The organism is Variovorax sp. GW822-FHT04E09 (assembly GCF_058800845.1).
In genome coordinates this window covers 232673-249261 of the sequence record NZ_JBXAMR010000004.1, presented here as the reverse complement: position 1 = coordinate 249261, position 16589 = coordinate 232673, and the positions used below count along the sequence as shown (strand labels likewise).

Here is a 16589-nt window from a genome sequence, read left to right as displayed (position 1 = left end):
CCCTCACGACAGTGTCCCCATCCGAACCTTTGTGGTGACGACCCGGTGCAGTTTTTCATCGCCATAGCTGCCGTTGCCGCAGGGAAACGCTGTGCTGCCATCGGCCAGGGTCGGCGCGGCCGTCTTGGCGAGGCCTTGCCAGGACACGGCGATCATGTAGATGTTGTTGGCGGCATCGTCGAGGGTCACGCAGCCGATGGCGCCGATCATGGCGCCGAGCTTGGCACCCGACTGGATCTCGGCCTGTCCTTTGAGCATGTTGTCCCAGGCCGCAAGATCGGCCGTGGCTCGCGCCTGTTGCTGTGCATTGCCGACGGTGCAGTTCGCGGCCCCCGTGTTGCCAGTCCCCGTGCCCAGTTGCACACCGGTCGCCCCGTTGGAGTAGCAGCTCGCGACCTTCCGGTTGGCGTTGAGACGGTCCGACATGTCCTGCACGAGTTGCAAGGCCTGGATCCGCTGGTAGGACTCCATCTCGGCCAGGCTCGAGCGGCTGCTCACCCCCACCAGGCCGAGCAGGCCGAACAACAGGATGACGAGCGAGACCAGCACTTCGATCAGCGCGATCCCATGCTGGGGCGCGGCCACCTGGAGGCGACGGTTGGAAGAAGGACAGGACGACATCTAGCAGGCTCCTGCGTTGCTGCTCGGCACGCCGCTCAGGCCGATGGAGATGCAGCGCGAACTCACGCCGCTCACCGCGGCTGATGGCGCGATGGTGAATTTCGTGCTCGCTGTCACGGTGCGGCCGTCCTTGCCGTAGGTGATGGCGCTCAGGCCCGCCGAGTCGGTGATGGAGAGGTTCTTGTAGGCCTCCTGGTTCTGGAACGTGAGGGTGCCGTCGCTCACCCTCCACCCGCCGTCCCAGTCGGTGCCGACCTTGCGCAGGGAAACATTGCCGTTGCGGGTCACGGCCTGGCTCCGGGCCAGCGTGATGGCTGCCATCAGGTCGAAGGAGACGTTGCGAATGCGCTGGTTGGCAATGAATGCGCTGAAAGAAGGCGTCGCGATGGCAGCCAGGATTGCCATGATCGTGATGACCGTGACCAATTCGATCAGCGTGAAGCCGCGCGAGCGGAGCCGCGAGCGGCACCCTACCAGCATCCTGCGACTCCGTTGGTGCCCGACGCGGTCTTTGTCCCCGTTTCGTCGATCGTCAGCGTTGCGCAGCCGGTATCCCTGGCGAGTTGACTGCCGATCGGCGTGGCCGTGACCGTGAAGCCCGGCAGCGTCGTTCCGGTCTTTGGGGTCGTCGTGACCGTGTAGTTGGACGACACATGGGAAGGCGCGCTCGAATTCAGCGTTGCAAGGTCAGCGGCGTAGGCCCGCGCATCCAGCAGATAGCGCTGCTGCAGGTTGGTGACCTCCAGCATGTAACCCTGGGCCGCCGACCGGTTGGACCGAATGATGTAGCGCAGGTAGGACGGGTAGGCGATCGACGCCAGGATGGCCACGATGGCCACCGTGATCATGACCTCGATCAATGTGAAGCCGCGGGGGGCGCGTGCCTGCGAATGCTGGGTCATCGTGGACTCGTCAGAGATGTTTCACATTGTTAGTGAATGTGAATTTATCACATCTAATGTGAGCGCAACGGTTTTGCGGCGCTTCTGATGGCTGTCGGGCGGAGGCGATTTGGGCGCGGATAGGGGTTATCCATTAGGCAATTCCACCCGGCCAGCCCGCGCAGTCCGACGGATGCGGCCCGGCGGCGGGCGGGGAACACTCGCCCGGTTCATATCGAGGAGACATCCGCATGCCCAACATTCGCCGCCATCTGGTGTGGCTGGCCGTGGCCGTGCTCGGCGCTTTTGCGCTGGGCACCGTCGCCCTGAGCCGGGGAGAGAGCATCAACGCCCTGTGGGTCGTGACCGCCGCGCTCTGCACCTACCTGATCGCTTACCGCTACTACAGCCTGTTCATCGCCGACAAGGTGCTGGGGCTGGACGCCAACCGCAAGACGCCCGCGCACCGCCACAACGACGGCCTGGACTACGTGCCGACCGACAAGAACGTGCTGTTCGGCCACCACTTCGCGGCCATTGCGGGCGCCGGCCCGCTGGTGGGCCCGGTGCTCGCCGCGCAGATGGGCTACCTGCCCGGCTTGCTGTGGGTGCTGGCGGGCGTGGTGTTCGCGGGGGCGGTGCAGGACTTCATCATCCTGTTCATCTCCACGCGCCGTGACGGCCGCTCGCTGGGCGACCTGGTCAAGCAGGAGATGGGCGTGGTGCCCGGCATGATCGCGCTGTTCGGCACCTTCATGATCATGATCATCATCCTGGCGGTGCTGGCCCTGATCGTGGTGAAGGCGCTGGCCGAATCGCCGTGGGGCAGCTTCACGGTGGCCGCGACGATTCCGGTGGCGCTGTTCATGGGCGTGTACCTGCGCTACATCCGCCCGGGCCGCATCGGCGAGGTGTCGGTGATCGGCTTCGTGCTGCTCATGGCGGCCATCTTCGGCGGCCAGTGGGTCAGCCAGCACCCGGTGTGGGGCCCGGCCTTCACCTTCGACGGCAAGGCGCTCACCTGGATGCTCGTGGGCTACGGCTTCGTGGCCGCCAGCCTGCCGGTGTGGCTGCTGCTGGCGCCGCGCGATTACCTGTCGACCTTCCTGAAGATCGGCACGATCATCGCGCTGGCCATCGGCATCGTGGTCGTGATGCCCACGCTGCAGATGCCCGCCATCACGCAGTTCGCGCAGGGCAACGGCCCGGTGTGGTCGGGCAGCCTGTTCCCGTTCCTGTTCATCACCATCGCCTGCGGTGCCGTCTCGGGCTTCCACGCGCTGATCTCTTCGGGCACCACGCCCAAGATGCTGGACAACGAACGCCACGCGCGCTTCATCGGCTACGGCGGCATGCTGGCCGAGTCGTTCGTCGCCGTGATGGCGCTGGTGGCGGCCTCGTGCATCGAGCCGGGCATCTACTTCGCGATGAACAGCCCGGGCGCGCTGGTCGGTACCACGGTGCAACAGGCCGCGGCAACGATCTCCGGCTGGGGCTTCGTGGTCACGCCCGAGATGCTGCTGCAGACGGCCAAGGACGTGGGCGAGACCACCATCCTCGGGCGCACCGGCGGCGCGCCGACGCTGGCCGTGGGCATGGCCCACATCCTTCACCAGGTGATCGGCGGGCAGGCCATGATGGCCTTCTGGTACCACTTCGCGATCCTGTTCGAGGCGCTCTTCATCCTCACGGCGGTGGACGCCGGCACACGCGCCGGCCGCTTCATGCTGCAGGACCTGCTGGGCAGCTTCGTGCCCGCGCTCAAGCGCACCGACTCGCTGCCGGCCAACCTGATCGCCACCGCGCTGTGCGTGGCGGCCTGGGGCTACTTCCTGTACCAGGGCGTCGTCGATCCGCTGGGCGGCATCAACACGCTGTGGCCGCTGTTCGGCATCTCCAACCAGATGCTGGCCGCGGTGGCGCTGATGCTGGGCGTGGTCGTGCTGTTCCGCATGAAGCGCGAGCGCTACGCCTGGGTGGCGGCGGCGCCGGCCGTGTGGCTGCTGGCCTGCACGCTGACGGCGGGCTGGCAGAAGATCTTCTCGAGCGATCCGAAGATCGGCTTCCTGTCGCATGCGGCCAAGTACGCCGACGGCCTGGCCAACGGCGTGCTGATCGCGCCGGCCAAGACGCCCGAAGCCATGTCGCGCATCGTCTTCAACGACCGGCTCGACGCGGCGCTGTGCGCGCTCTTCATCTTCGTGGTGCTGAGCGTGCTGGTCTACAGCATCAAGGCCTGCCTGGCGGCCCGCGCGGCCAACCGGCCGACCACGCAGGAGACGCCGTTCGAGGCGATGGGCGCGGCCTCGTCCGCCGCCCACTGACCGGACGCAAGCACGCCATGGGCCTTGCCATGCCGGAAGCCGGGCGCTACATCGCCCGCTCGATCAAGCAGTCGCTGCGGCTCATGGTCGGGCTGCCCGACTACGACGTCTACCTGACGCACATGGCGGCCACCCACCCGGACCGGGCGCCGATGAGCTACGAGGAATTTTTCCGCGAGCGGCTCGAGGCGCGCTACGGCGCGGGCAAGGGCCGCTGCTGCTAGCGGGTAGCGGCTGAAAGGAAAAAAGGGCGCACACGGTGCGCCCTTTTTTATTGTCACGAGGCGTCGAGGATCTGCGCCATCCGCAGCGCCGCCGGCGAGAGTGGCCGGTTCTTCAAGGCCAGCCGGTACAGCGGCCGCGACAGCACCGCGCCGGGCAGCTTCAGCTCGCGCAGCGTGCCCAGCGCGAGCATGTCGGCCACCACCACGCGCGGCAGCATCGAGATGCCGACCCCGCTGGCCACGGTGCGCGCAATGGCTTCGTTGCTCGCCATTTCCATCCACGGCGGCGCGTCGATGCCGTGCGCCGCGCACAGCGCCTCGGTGGCCTGGCGCGTGCCCGAGCCCAGCTCGCGCAGGATCCAGTTCTGCCGGCCCAGCAGCGCGGCCGTCACGCCGCGCCGGGGCAGGGCGGCGTCGGGCGGCGCGACGATGGCGAGCGGGTCGGTGGTCCATTCGCGCACCTCCACGCGTTCTTCGTCCACGCGGCCCTCGACCAGCGCGAGGTCGATGCGGCATTCGAGCAGCTGCTCGCACACCCACTGCGTGTTGCCGACCGTGACGCGCGGCACCACCGCCGGATAAGCCGCGCAGAAGGCCGCGATCTGCGGCGGCAGCCAGTAGCTCGCCACCGTGGTGCTGGCGCCCAGCGTGAGGCTGCCGCGCTGCACGCCGACGCGCGCACGCACGTCGTCCAGCGCCGCGCGCTCCATCGCGAAGATGCCGCGCGCATGCGTGAGCAGCGACGCTCCGGCCTCGGTGAGCCGAAAGCCCTTGCCCGCGCCGCGCTCGATGAGCGTCAGGTCGAGCTGGTGCTCCAGCTCACGGATGCCCTTGGACACCGCCGGCTGGCTGATCCACAGGCCCTCGGCCGCGCGCGAGAAGCTGCCCGCCTCGGCCACGGCGACGAACAGGCGCACCAGGTGCAGGTTCAGGGTCATAACTTAACTTCATGCATCGGTGAAGTTTATGTCTTTGACTCATGGGGTGTCGATTCCTAAAGTCGGGTCCATGTCCTCCCTTGCCGCCTCCTTGCCCGGTTTCTCCTTCGTTCGCCGCTGCGGCCCCGGCGTGTTGCTGTCCGCACTGCTGGCGGCCGCCGCCGCGCTGCTGGCCGAATGGCCGCCGATGGTGCATCTGGGCCTGAGCGCGCTCACGTTGGCCATCGCGCTGGGCATGGTGGCGGGCAACACGGTGTTCCCTGCGGTGTCGGCGCGCACCGGCGCCGGCGTGGACTTCGCGCGCAGCGCCTTGCTGCGCGCGGGCATCGTGCTCTACGGCTTTCGCATCTCGCTGAGCGACATCGGCGCCGTCGGCTGGCCTGGCGTGCTGATCGCGATGGCGATGGTGGCGCTGACCTTCGGCCTCGCCGTGCGCATCGGCACGCGCTGGCTGGGGCTCGACCGCGAGACGGCCGCGCTGATCGGCGCGGGCAGCGCCATCTGCGGCGCCGCCGCCGTGATGGCCACGCAACCCGTGGTGCGCGGCGAGGAGCACAAGGTGTCGATCGCCGTCGCCACGGTGGTGGTGTTCGGCACGCTGTCGATGGTGGCGTACCCGCTGGTCTATCCGTACCTCGGGCTCACGGAACATGCCTTCGGTCTCTTCGCGGGTTCCACCATCCATGAGGTGGCTCAGGTGGTCGCGGTGGGCGAGGCCGTCAGCCCGGACGCGGCCAACGCGGCCGTGGTCGAAAAGATGCTGCGCGTGATGATGCTGGCGCCGTTCCTCATGGGCCTGTCGTTCCGCGTGGCGGCGTCGACACCGGGCGCGGCGAGCCTGGGCGCGTGCTGGCGTCAGGTGCGCGTGCCATGGTTCGCCGTGCTGTTCATCGCCGTGAGCGCAGTGCATTCGCTCGACGTGCTGCCGCATGCACTCGTCGCCGCGCTGGTGCAGTTCGACACACTGCTGCTGGCTACCGCCATGGCCGCGATGGGCCTGCGCACCAGCGCCGCCAGCCTGCGCAAGGCCGGGGCGCAGCCGCTCAAGCTGGGGGCGCTGCTGTTCGTGTTCCTGACGGCCGGCGGCTATGCGGTGAATGCGGCCGTGCTGGCGATGTTTTGAGCGGGGGCTCAGGCGGCGCCTGAGGCATCCTGCGTGAATTCCAGTTTCTCCTGCGCGCGCCTTCGCGGGACCATCGGTGCCACGCAACCCGTGGAGAAAAAACCGATGTCATCCGAACTCAACCAGATCGCCAGTTGGTCGCTGCGCTGGCGCATTGTCCTGTCAGGCGTGCTGTGCCTCGTCGCCGCCATCGCTGCAGCGAAGCCCTTCGACGCGAACGTCGACCTGCAGACCGAGCAGCGCTACCAGCTCGCCCTCGAAGCGCAGGCCGCACGCGACTACCGCACGATGCTCGAGCAGCTGCGCCAGGCCGCCACTGAAGGCCATCCCGAGGCGCAGGAGATGCTGGGCATGGTGCTGCTGACGGGGCCCACGCTGTACGGATCGGCCGTGAAGGCCGACCGCTGCGAGGCGCGCACGTGGATGCTGCGCGCCGCCGGGCAGGGCAGCGAAACGGCCAGGGTGCAGCTGGCGTTTCTCAACAGGCTGCGCAGCGCGCCGTCCGGAAAGATCGCCTGCGGTTGATGGCGGGTGCGGTGCGGCCATACTCGGCGCTCCTTCACGAGCGCGCCGTTGCATGCCCACTCCTTCTCCCGCGGACCAACTCAGGCGCACCGTGTCTTCGCTCCTGTTCGTGCTCGCGCTCGCGGGGTGCACGGCAACAGGCAACAAGCCCGACGCGACCGTCACCCGAATCGCCGACGGCTACGAGGTCACGCTCTACGCCACCCGGGGCTTGATGGTGCATGACCCCGTGGCGCTGATCTTCCACCGCAGCTACGAACTCGAATCCCGCATCCGGGTGCCGTCGATCGAAGGGCGCGTCGACGCAGCCGACGCCTCGGTGTACGAGGTGAGCGAGTTCGACAAGGCGGCCGAGAAGAAGGCGCCTTCCACGCACCCTCGCGACCTCCGGCTGCAGGAGCACTACGAGAAGGAGCGCAGGCCGCGTCTCACGGGCGCGCTCGTTTTCTCGGGCCACACGCTGACGGTCGACGTGCAGGCGGTGGGGCAGAACGGTTCGTCCCCGTATCCGTTCAACGGCAGCTACCGCCTGAAGACACGACAGTAGCGGCGACGGCCGTCCGCGTCTCAGGTCGCCCAGATGCGCGGCGTGGCCGCCGGCAGTTGCCATAGCTCGCTGCGCCACGCCTGCCAGACCTGCCGCAGCAGCTGCATCGCGGGCTCGACCACCGGTGCGAGCACGCGCAGCACCACCACCTCCGCATGCGGGCTGGTCGCGCCCGCGCTCTCGTGCAGTTCGTGCACGTCGAGCAGCTCGCGCGCCTGCGCCAGCAGGGCTTCACGCCGTGCCTTGGCCATCGGCGAACCCGCCACGACGAACAGCGAGGCAAGGCAGCGGTGGCCGCCCAGGCCCAGCGGGCTTTGCAGCAGGCGGTGGTCGCTCGCGTCGATGCGCCCGCGCTCCAGCCACGCGCCGGGCGCCTCGATGTGCTGCAGGTAGGTGCCGCGTTCGAAGGGCTGGTGGGCGTTGGGCAGGCCGAGTGCGCACACGTCCCAGCCGATCATCTCGGCGCCCGGTGCGACCTCGAGCGTGAGCCGGTTCTCGGCCTGGCAGCCGCTGTAGCAGATGGCTTCGAGCGGCAGCCATTCGAGCCGCGCGCCCGGTGCGAGGCGGATGCGCGTGCGTTGCAGCGCGGTCTCGCCTTCGGAGCGGTAGAAGCGCGAGGCGCCGGGCGTGGTGATCAGGCCGTGGCTGCCGTCGGCGGCCTCGATGTCGATGTCGAGCGTGTCGCCGCCCACGAGGCCGCCGGGCGGGTGCACCAGCACGTTGTGGCACACGGCATCGCCCTCGGGGTAGAGGCTCTGCAGGATGCGCAGCGGGCCGTCGTGGCGGAAACGGGCGACGCTGCGGTCGGCTTCTTTTTGGTAGGCGAGGTGGAGACGGGCGTGCCAGGGCATGCGGGGAGTCTAGTGCGCCGGCTCAGGTCTTCCAGGCGCCGTCGTGCGCGGCGGCGGCTTCATCGATGAGCGCCGGCCCGATGCATTCGATGGCATGCGGGGAGGCACGGAACACGTCGCGGCACGACAGCTCTGCGTCGCGCTGGTCCTGCCGTTCGCCACGGAACACGCGCAGCCGCTGTGCGTCGATGCCGAACACCACGCGGCCGATGTTCGACCAGAAGATCGCGCCCGCGCACATCACGCACGGTTCGCCCGAGGCATAGAGCGTGGCGCCGGCCAGCTCTTCGCGCGTGAGGCCGCGGCCGGCCAGTGCGCGCAGCGCGTTCACTTCGGCGTGCGCGGTGCAGTCGCCGGTTTCGGCGTTGCTGTTCGCGGCCTCGGCCAGCACTTCGCCGGCGGCCGAGACGATGACCGAGCCGAAGGGCCGGTTGCCGCGTCGGCGCGCGGCGTGCGACCACACGATGGCCTTGCGCAGGTAGCGGCCGTCGCGCTCGTCGAGCGTGGTTTCTTCGGGGAGGGAAGGAGTGGGGTTTTCAGGAGGGGTCATGCCTTGGGTGCGGGAAGAAGGCGCTCGCTGCGCGCAGGCAGCATCGAGCTGTTGAAGAGGGCATCGGCCGAGGGCCGCGTCTTCAGGCCGAAGGTGTCGGCCACCTCGTCGACCTGCTGTTCGAGCGTGAGCTTGCGGATGTCGCCCAGCCCGTGGCCGCGCGTGTCCGCCGCGCCCACGTACTGAGCCGTGAGGCCCCAGCGTTCGAGTTCGACCTTCTCGTCCAGGATCGGTTCGCGCTGGCGCATGGCCGCGATGCTCGGCACGGGGTTGGCAAAGGTCTCGACGATGGCGCGGTTGGTCGCGCGCAAGAAGGCCGCCACCACCTTCGGGTTCTGCGCGATGAGGTTGCTGCTCGCGAGGATCGCGTTGCCGTACAGGTTGACGCCCGCGTCCGCGTACTTGAGCACCGAGAGCTCGTCGGCCTTCATGCGCGCGAAGAGCGAGACGGCCGAGTCGTGGAAGTAGGTGGCGGCATCGACGTCGCCGCGCACCATCACGTTGTCGCGCGCGCTGAAGTCGGTGGTCTGCCACTGGAAGGCGTCGCCGCGCATGCCCTGCCTGCGCGCCACCATCGGCCAGGCGCGCCGCGTGGACTCGACGGCGGCGGCCGCCACCTTCTTGCCCGTGAGGCTCTTGAAGTCGCTGGTCACGCCGCGGTCCTTGCGCCCGATGATCACGAACGGTGCACGGTTGTAGTACTGGTACACGGCCTGCACCACCGGCGTGCCCGGGTTCTGTGCATTGAACTCGACCAGCGAGCTGATGTCGCCCAGGCCCAGCTGGTAGACGCCGCTGGCGATGCGGGTGATCGACGCGACCGAGCCGGCGCCGGTGTCGATCGTCACGTCCAGCCCTTCGTCGCGGTAGTAGCCCTTGGCCTGCGCCAGGAAGAAGGGCGCGGTCTGGCCGTTGATGCGGAAGTCGAGCGTGAACTTGAGCGGTGTGAGCTTGCCGCCCTGCGCGAACACGGCAGGGGCGGCGAGGGTGGCGGCAGCGGCGGCAAGAAAGGATCGGCGTTGCATGGTGGGGCCTCGGAGTCGGTGGTCTTGACGGATGCCTCCCACCGCGGGCGGGAGGCGCCTCAAGAGCAATTTCCGGGCGGGCGCACGGGGATGGTGCGTGCGCTGCTGAACGCTTCTACTCTTGCTCGCTGTCTTGCATGAGGCATGCCAGGGTGCGGCGCTCGGGCATCGCGGCGCGGGGCTTGGACGCGCGACAAGGGCGCGCCACAATCCGGGCGCGCTAATTGCAAGTCGATCGGCGCAGAGTAGAAGCGTTCAGCCTCGCGCATGCCTTTTCAACCGGCATGCCGACGAAGCAGGAAATTGCTCTTTCACGTTCGTTCCCCCACGCAACAACGAAGGAGTTCGCCCATGCTCGTCACCCGACAACCCGTCTTCCGCAAGTTCTGGCATGCCGTCATGCCGCTCACCGAACTGGCCCATGGCCCCAAGCCCTTCCGGCTGCTGGGCGAAGACATCGTTCTGTTCCTCGACGCCGACGGCCAACCGGCTGCCCTGCGCGACCGCTGCTGCCACCGCACCGCCAAACTCTCGAAGGGCTGGTGCGTCGACGGCGAAGGCAAGGCCTGCGGCCAGGGCGCGATCCAGTGCGGCTACCACGGCTGGACCTACGACCGCAGCGGCCAGGTAGTGCGCATCCCACAGTACGAGCCCGACCGCACGATCTCGCCCGAGTACAAGACCACGGCCTACCACTGCACCGCGCGCTACGGCTACGCCTGGGTGGCGCTGGAAGAACCCATTGCCGACATGCCGGCCATTCCCGAGTTCGACGACCCGGGCTACCGCACCATCTTCCAGTTCTACGAAGAGTGGCAGACCAGCCCGATGCGCGCGCTCGAAAACTCCTTCGACAACTCGCACTTCAGCTTCGTGCACCGCGCCACCTTCGGCGTGGCCGCGAGCCCGAAGCCGAGCAGGTACGAGCTGGTGGAAAACGAGTCGGGCTTCTACGCCGAGACGGTGATCGAAGCGACCAACCCGGTGAAGTTCCATGCGATCAGTGGCGTGACCGACGCGATCACCACGCGCCACATGCGCAACGCCTACTTCCTGCCGTTCGCGCGCCGCCTCGACATCGAGTACCCGAGCGGCATCCGCCACATCATCATCAACTGCTTCACGCCCATCGACGACGGGCGCATGCAGCTGTGCCAGTGGCTGTTCCGCAACGACACCGAGGCCGACTGCGCGGCGCAGATGCTGATCGACTTCGACGAGGAGATCACGCGCGAGGACAAGGACATCCTCGAATCGACCGACCCCGACGCGCTGGTCGACACGCGCCGGCGCGGCGTGGAGTACTCGATGGAGTCCGACCGGCCGGGCATGCTGATCCGCAAGCACCTGATGCAGCTGCTGGCCAGGCATGGCGAGGCGGAGGTGCACCGGGGCATGACGATCCCGATCGCGAAGGCCGCCTGAACGGGCGGCGTTCAGGCCTTCACGAAGGCGCCGTGCAACCCCAGCGGCAGCGCGTACGGCAGCGTCGCCTGCGCCACCGGCCCGGCGGCCAGGTGGTCGGCGGCGAAGCACGACAGCACCGTGCGCTGCCGGCCGAAGTCCAGCGCCGTGCCCAGCACCCAACCGGCCTTGGCGCCGTCGGGCACGAAGACGTGCTCTTCCACGATGGCCTGCGCCCCGTAGCTGAAGCGCTGGCTGCGTCCGCTCTCGATGTCGGTGCGCGCGACGGCGCCGAAGCCGGGCACGTCGGCGCGCGTCTGCGTGGCGTGCACGACCTGGCGGTGGCGCAGGCCGACGCGGCGCGGGTCGATGCGCGGGAACTCGGCCTCCAGCGGCAGTTCGCGCTGCGTGGCCTTGCCCGTTCCCAGGTCGAGCGTGGCGACGGTCAGGCGCGGTTCGTTGCGGCGCACACGGCGCGCGCGCATCACCTCGCGGTTGCTGGTGAACACCGACTCGGCGTTCTGCGTGCGCACGTAATCGATGTGAATGCGCGCACCGCGCGGCGTGTCTTCTTCCCATGCATTGCCGACGTGGAACAGGAAGCCGGCCGGCAGCTCGAGCAGTTGGCGCTTGTCCCAGTCCTGCTTGTCGACCACCAGCGCGCGCATGCCGAGCTCGGGCCGCCAGACGTGGGCGTCGAGAAAGCTCGCACCGGCCTCCTTGCGCTTGCTGTCGTACACCAGCGGCGGCATCAGGAACACCAGGTGCCGTGCAGTCACCGCGAAGTCGTGGACCATCGGCAACTCGGGCACCGGCACCACGGCCGCGCGGCGCAGCGCGCCGCCGGGCGCGATCTCGTACAGCGCCAGCAGGCTCTGGCCCGAGCTCACGCCGAAGTTCCACACGGTGCCGTCCGGGTCGACCTTGGGGTGCGCCGAGAAGGGCATGCCCGCGAGGTCGGCGCGCCAGGTCTTCACGCCCAGCGTGTCGAGCGTGCGCGCATCGATGCGCGTGGCCGAGCCGCCCTCCCACAGCGCGAGCACCTCGCCCTGCATCGGCAGCACGCTGGTGTTGGCGACGTTGATGGCGTCGGCCGAGGTGGGCGGTTCCACGCCCGGCGGCATGGTGCCGAAGGCTTCGGTGAGGTGGCGGCCGGCCTTCACCTCGGCCACGCGCTTGGGCGTGGCGACGTAGCGACCCTGGTGGCGCACGTCGGCACCTTCGATGACGAAGCGATGCACCATGCCGTCGCCGTCGAACCAGTGGTGGTAGCGCTCGCCGCCCAGGTCGTGGCCGGCCGGGCCGATGCGAAACAGCGTGCCGGCGACGGCGTCGGGAAAGCGCCCGCGCACGGTGGCGCGGGTCAGCGGCAGGTCGCCCGGGGGCGTGGCGAAGCCGATCTTCCAGGGCGCGTCGGCGGCTTCGAACTGGGCTTGCCAGTCGTCGGTGGTGCCGGCCGCGCGTGCGAGCGGGGCGAGCAGGGGCAGGGCGCCGGCCGTGGCCAGCAGGCGCAGGAGTTCACGTCGTTCCATGGCCGTGTCTCCTCAGCGCAGGTGGATGACGGCCTGCGCGTCGGCGTCGATGCGCAGCGCCGCGGCCTCGAAGTCGGGCGCACCGCGGTTGCCCTTGGCGTCGTTCGAGAAGCCGTAGCGTTCGATCGGCATGCCCACCAGGTTGGTGTCGAGCTTGCCGTTGCCGTTCTCGTCGGCGAACACGCGCAGCGCGTAGCGGCCCGGCGCCAGGTCGGTGAAGACGAAGCGGGCCTTGCCTTCGCGCAGGGGCGCGGTCTGCGAGGCGAGGGCCTTGCTCTCGGCGTAGCTGGCGGCGTCGTTGTACAGCGCGACGTAGAGCGTGGCGCCGGCGGCCGGGCCGTCGGCGATGCGCAGGTTCAGGTCGGCGGCCAGGGTGCCGAGCGGGGCGAGCGCGGCAGCGGCGATCAGGCCGCGCGCGGCGGGGCGGGAGAGGAAAGCGGGAAGGTGCATGGCAGGCCTCGTGGTGGGTGGAGGGCCCGACGATCCCGCAGTCGCCGGGCGGTGCCCAGCGTCATGCGACGGAATGCGTGATTGCGCGCGCGAAATGCGCGCAGAAGGAGCGAACGCCGGAGGCCCGGCGCCGTGTCAGGCCTTGTCCTGCCCGTCCTTCGGGGCCTGTGCGGCCTCTTCGACCGCGTGCCCCGTGCCCACATGGCCCGAGTCCGCAAAGAGGCTCCAGGCCGCCATGAACAGCGCCGCGATCACCGGCCCGATCACGAAGCCGTTGATGCCGAAGATCGCCATGCCGCCGATGGTCGACATCAGCACGATGTAGTCGGGCATCTGCGTGTCCTTGCCCACCAGCACGGGGCGCAGGATGTTGTCGACCAGGCCGATCACGAACACGCCGATGAAGATCAGCACGCCGCCCTGCCAGAAGTGCCCGGTGGCCAGGTAGTAGATGGCCACGGGGCCCCAGATCAGCGCCGCGCCCACGGCCGGCAGCAGCGACAGGAAGGCCATCAGCACCGCCCACAGCAGCGCGCCCTGCACGCCCAGGAACCAGAAGGCCAGCCCGCCGATGGTGCCCTGCGCAATGGCCACGGCCACGTTGCCCTTCACGGTGGCGCGGATCACGGTGGTGAACTTGTTCAGCAGGTAGTGCGTGTGCGGCTTGGCCAGCGGCAGCGCGTCGCGCATGGTCTTGGACAGCGAAGTGCCGTCGCGCACCAGGAAGTACAGCAGGTACAGCATCACGAAGAAGCTCACCACGAAGTCGAAGGTGTTCTGCCCGATGGCCAGCGCCTGGCTGGCGATGAGCTGGCTGGCCTGGCCCGCGATGGCCGAGACGCGCGCCTGCCAGGCCGCCATGTCGCCCAGGTTGAAGCGCTCCACGATGTTCAGCAGCCACTGCGGCGTGGCATTCAGGATCTGCTGGAAGTAGGCCGCGAAGTTGATCTGGCCCGAGCGGATGCTCTGCGTGATCAGCGCGATCTCCTGCACCAGCGACACGCCCACCATCGCCAGCGGCAGGATCACGATAAAGAGGCAGATCGCCAGCGTGGACATCGCGGCCACGTTGCGCCGGCCGGGCATCTTCTTGAGCAGCCACTTGAACAGCGGCGTGAACAGAATCGCCAGCGCCACCCCCCAGAGCACCGCGCCGAAGAACGGCATCAGCACCCACAGAAAGGCGACGGTGACGGCGGCAAGCAGGGCGAGGAAGACGCCGCGCTGGAGTTGGGGAGAGTTCATAAGTGTCTCGGACTGTAGCCGAGCCGGAACCCGCCGCCGTGTCAGCCGGCGCGCCCTTGTGCGGCGCAGCAGGGTTGCCAAGGAAAAACGCCGCAGGCGCAGGGCCGGCGGCGGGTGTCAGCTATGCAATCGATAGCTGATGGCGGCACAAATGCACAGCTTCAACGCCTGGCGGCACGCGGCAGCGCCACCGGCGCGAGCGTGGCGCGCAGCCGGCTCGGCGCGTCGGGCTCGGCGGTGGCGTCGACCTCCAGCGCCCGTTCGACATTGCCGATGTGGTCGAGCATGAGCTGGCGCGCCTGCTCGATGTTGCCGGCCTCGAGCGCCGCGACGATGGCGCCGTGCTCCGCGCACGACTGTCCGGCCTCGTGCTTCGACTGGTAGAGCGTGGCCGCCAGCGTGGTGCGCGCCGTGAGGTCGCGCAGCACGTCGACCAGCAGCTGGTGGCCCATCTGCTCGGCCAGGCAGACATGGAAGTCGGCCAGCAGGAAGGCGCGCGTAGCGGCGTCGGCGCCTTCGATGGCGCGCTGCTCGTCGGCGATGTGGTCGCGCAGCTTGCGGATCACCTGGCCCAGCGGCCGGCCTTCGCTCGCGGCCAGGATGCCGGCCTCGACGATGCGGCGCGCCGAGAAGGCGTCGCGCGCTTCCTCGGCCGAGGGCTCCACCACGTACCAGCCGCGGCGCGACTGCACCTCGACGAAACCGCGTGCCTGCAGCTGCATCAGCGCCTCGCGCACCATGGTGCGGCTGACCGAGAAGTTCTCGGCCAGCGCCTGCTCGCCGAGCCGGTCGCCGGGCGCGAGCTTCTGCGCGAGGATGGCCTCGACGACGCGTTCGGCGATGGCGGTGGGGCTGACGTCGGCGGGCATTTTTTTCAGTGGGCGGTGGAAGCGGCGGTGCCGGTGTTTACCACGGGCGCCTCGGCCAGCGGCTCGTCGTCGGGCGAATAGGTGCCGTCGAGCACGGCATGGGCACGCTCCCGGTCGATGTCGCCTTCCCACGCGGCGATCGCGACGGTGGCCACGCAGTTGCCGATCAGGTTGCCCAGCGCGCGGGCGATGCCCATGAACCAGTCGACCGACAGCACCAGCACCAGGCCGATGGCGGGAATCGCCGGAATCGCATGCAGCGTGGCGGCCAGCACCACGATGGCCGAGCCCGGCACGCCGTGCGCGCCCTTGGAGGTGACCAGCGCGATCGCCAGGATGGTCAGCAGGTCGGCCATCGAGATCGGCGTGTTGGTGGCCTGTGCAATGAACACGGCCGCCAGCGTGATGTAGATCGAGAACGCGTCCAGGTTGAACGAGTAGCCCGTGGGAATCACCAGGCCCACCGTCGAATCGCGGATGCCCATGCGGCGCAGCTTGGCCATGATCTGCGGCAGCACGCTGTCCGACGAGGTGGTGGCGAACACGATGGCCAGCTCTTCGCGCAGGTAGCGCAGCAGCTTCCAGAGGCTGAAGCCCGACATGCGCATCACCAGCCCCAGCACCACGAACACGAAGACCAGCACCGCGCCATAGAAGAGGGCGACCAGCATGCCCAGTTGCTTGAGCGAACCGATGCCGTACTTGCCGACCGTGAAGGCAATGGCACCTAGCACGCCCAGCGGCGCCAGCTTGATGATGATCCCCATGATCTTGAACAGCACCAGCGAGAGCGCATCCACCACCGCCGCCACCGGCGCACCGCGATCACCCAGCAGCGAGAGCGCGCAGCCGAACAGCACCGCGAACAGCAGCACCTGCAGCACGTCGCCGGTGGCGAAGGCGGCCACCACCGTGGTGGGAATGAGCTTCATCAGGAACTCGACCGTGCCGCCGCTGGTGAGCTTGTCGGCGTTGGAGGCGTAGGCGCTCATGGCGCTGGCGTCCAGCGCCTTGGGGTCGACGTTCATGCCTACGCCCGGCTCGAACACGAAGGCCAGCACCAGACCCATCGCCAGCGCGATGGTGGTCAGCACCTCGAAGTAGATCAGCGCCTTCACGCCGACCCGGCCCACGCGCTTGAGGTCGCCCGCGCCGGCGATGCCATGCACCACCACGCAGAACACCAGCACGGGAATGATCATCTTGATCAGCTTGATGAAGCCGTCACCCAGCGGCTTGAGCTTGGCGGCGAACTCGGGCGCAAAGAGGCCGACGAGCACGCCGATCACCAGTGCGATGACCACCTGTCCGAAGAGCGATTTGGCAAAGCGAGGCATGGAAATCTCCTGTCGTTGTCGTGTCGAGGTTTTGCATGCAAGGATCGCTTTTTCTTGCATACAAGAACTGTAGGCAAGAAGATTGCAGGGGGTTCAGAGGGTATTCCCGGGGCGTTCCGGTCGACGGGGTACCCCCGCCGCGC

General features: G+C 68.6%; 18 protein-coding genes. 6 read left to right on the top strand and 12 right to left on the bottom strand.

Translation table 11 applies throughout. The features are described 5' to 3' along the window. Positions 1-3 precede the first annotated feature (3 nt). Genes pilV through AC1RL8_RS18170 form a run of 3 tightly spaced genes read right to left on the bottom strand, consistent with a single transcriptional unit; the run spans position 4 to position 1523 of the window. Positions 4-621 carry a type IV pilus modification protein PilV gene (gene pilV, locus AC1RL8_RS18180; protein ID WP_492685939.1) on the bottom strand — a complete coding sequence of 206 codons (618 nt, stop codon included), beginning with the start codon at positions 619-621 and terminating at the stop codon, positions 4-6. Further along, positions 622-1101, bottom strand: coding sequence for a GspH/FimT family pseudopilin (locus tag AC1RL8_RS18175; RefSeq protein ID WP_492685940.1), 480 nt, complete (start codon positions 1099-1101; stop codon positions 622-624). It abuts the gene before it with no gap. Continuing rightward, positions 1092-1523, bottom strand: coding sequence for a type IV pilin protein (locus tag AC1RL8_RS18170; RefSeq protein ID WP_492685941.1), 432 nt, complete (start codon positions 1521-1523; stop codon positions 1092-1094). The genes AC1RL8_RS18175 and AC1RL8_RS18170 overlap by 10 nt, the downstream gene beginning before the upstream one ends. A gap of 230 nt (positions 1524-1753) precedes the next feature. Between AC1RL8_RS18170 and AC1RL8_RS18165 the strand changes: the two genes are divergently transcribed. Continuing rightward, complete coding sequence (locus AC1RL8_RS18165; protein ID WP_095744137.1) at positions 1754-3826, top strand: carbon starvation CstA family protein; 2073 nt, start codon at positions 1754-1756, stop codon at positions 3824-3826. Between the two features lie 17 nt (positions 3827-3843). Next, entirely contained in the window at positions 3844-4050 is a 207-nt protein-coding gene (locus tag AC1RL8_RS18160) for a YbdD/YjiX family protein (RefSeq protein WP_062472123.1), read from the top strand. 53 nt (positions 4051-4103) lie between these two features. Here the strand turns inward: AC1RL8_RS18160 and AC1RL8_RS18155 are convergent, their stop codons facing one another. Further along, positions 4104-4988 carry a LysR substrate-binding domain-containing protein gene (locus tag AC1RL8_RS18155; protein ID WP_492685942.1) on the bottom strand — a complete coding sequence of 295 codons (885 nt, stop codon included), beginning with the start codon at positions 4986-4988 and terminating at the stop codon, positions 4104-4106. A 70-nt stretch (positions 4989-5058) separates the two neighbouring features. Here AC1RL8_RS18155 and AC1RL8_RS18150 point away from each other — a divergent pair, with 70 nt between their 5' ends. From AC1RL8_RS18150 to AC1RL8_RS18140, 3 genes are all read left to right on the top strand, one after another. Beyond that, positions 5059-6111 carry a YeiH family protein gene (locus tag AC1RL8_RS18150; RefSeq protein WP_492685943.1) on the top strand — a complete coding sequence of 351 codons (1053 nt, stop codon included), beginning with the start codon at positions 5059-5061 and terminating at the stop codon, positions 6109-6111. 105 nt (positions 6112-6216) lie between these two features. Then, entirely contained in the window at positions 6217-6636 is a 420-nt protein-coding gene (locus AC1RL8_RS18145; RefSeq protein WP_062472119.1) for an SEL1-like repeat protein, read from the top strand. A gap of 91 nt (positions 6637-6727) precedes the next feature. Beyond that, complete coding sequence (locus AC1RL8_RS18140; protein ID WP_492685944.1) at positions 6728-7183, top strand: hypothetical protein; 456 nt, start codon at positions 6728-6730, stop codon at positions 7181-7183. Positions 7184-7203: 20 nt separating this feature from the next. Here AC1RL8_RS18140 and AC1RL8_RS18135 read toward each other — a convergent pair whose 3' ends face one another. Genes AC1RL8_RS18135 through AC1RL8_RS18125 form a run of 3 tightly spaced genes read right to left on the bottom strand, consistent with a single transcriptional unit; the run spans position 7204 to position 9609 of the window. Continuing rightward, positions 7204-8034: an urease accessory protein UreD gene (locus tag AC1RL8_RS18135; RefSeq protein ID WP_492685945.1), complete on the bottom strand. Its 831-nt coding sequence runs from the start codon at positions 8032-8034 to the stop codon at positions 7204-7206. Positions 8035-8056: 22 nt separating this feature from the next. Beyond that, a complete protein-coding gene (locus AC1RL8_RS18130) occupies positions 8057-8584 on the bottom strand; it encodes a nucleoside deaminase (protein ID WP_095744142.1) in 528 nt (175 codons plus the stop codon). Continuing rightward, on the bottom strand, positions 8581-9609 hold the full coding sequence (locus AC1RL8_RS18125) for an ABC transporter substrate-binding protein (protein ID WP_492685946.1): 1029 nt from the start codon (positions 9607-9609) through the stop codon (positions 8581-8583). Before AC1RL8_RS18125 ends, AC1RL8_RS18130 begins: the two co-directional genes overlap by 4 nt. A 351-nt stretch (positions 9610-9960) precedes the next feature. Between AC1RL8_RS18125 and AC1RL8_RS18120 the strand changes: the two genes are divergently transcribed. Beyond that, a complete protein-coding gene (locus AC1RL8_RS18120) occupies positions 9961-11034 on the top strand; it encodes an aromatic ring-hydroxylating dioxygenase subunit alpha (RefSeq protein WP_492685947.1) in 1074 nt (357 codons plus the stop codon). 11 nt (positions 11035-11045) lie between these two features. Here the strand turns inward: AC1RL8_RS18120 and AC1RL8_RS18115 are convergent, their stop codons facing one another. The 5 genes from AC1RL8_RS18115 to AC1RL8_RS18095 form a co-directional block, all read right to left on the bottom strand. Beyond that, positions 11046-12545 (bottom strand): carotenoid oxygenase family protein, encoded by a 1500-nt coding sequence (locus tag AC1RL8_RS18115; RefSeq protein WP_492685948.1) that lies wholly within the window; start codon positions 12543-12545, stop codon positions 11046-11048. Positions 12546-12557: 12 nt separating this feature from the next. After that, entirely contained in the window at positions 12558-12995 is a 438-nt protein-coding gene (locus AC1RL8_RS18110; protein WP_492685949.1) for a DUF2141 domain-containing protein, read from the bottom strand. A gap of 135 nt (positions 12996-13130) precedes the next feature. Continuing rightward, a complete protein-coding gene (locus AC1RL8_RS18105) occupies positions 13131-14240 on the bottom strand; it encodes an AI-2E family transporter (protein ID WP_062472098.1) in 1110 nt (369 codons plus the stop codon). Positions 14241-14401: 161 nt separating this feature from the next. After that, a complete protein-coding gene (locus AC1RL8_RS18100; RefSeq protein WP_062472095.1) occupies positions 14402-15109 on the bottom strand; it encodes a GntR family transcriptional regulator in 708 nt (235 codons plus the stop codon). A gap of 5 nt (positions 15110-15114) precedes the next feature. Next, complete coding sequence (locus AC1RL8_RS18095; protein WP_062472092.1) at positions 15115-16446, bottom strand: C4-dicarboxylate transporter DctA; 1332 nt, start codon at positions 16444-16446, stop codon at positions 15115-15117. Positions 16447-16589: the final 143 nt, after the last annotated feature.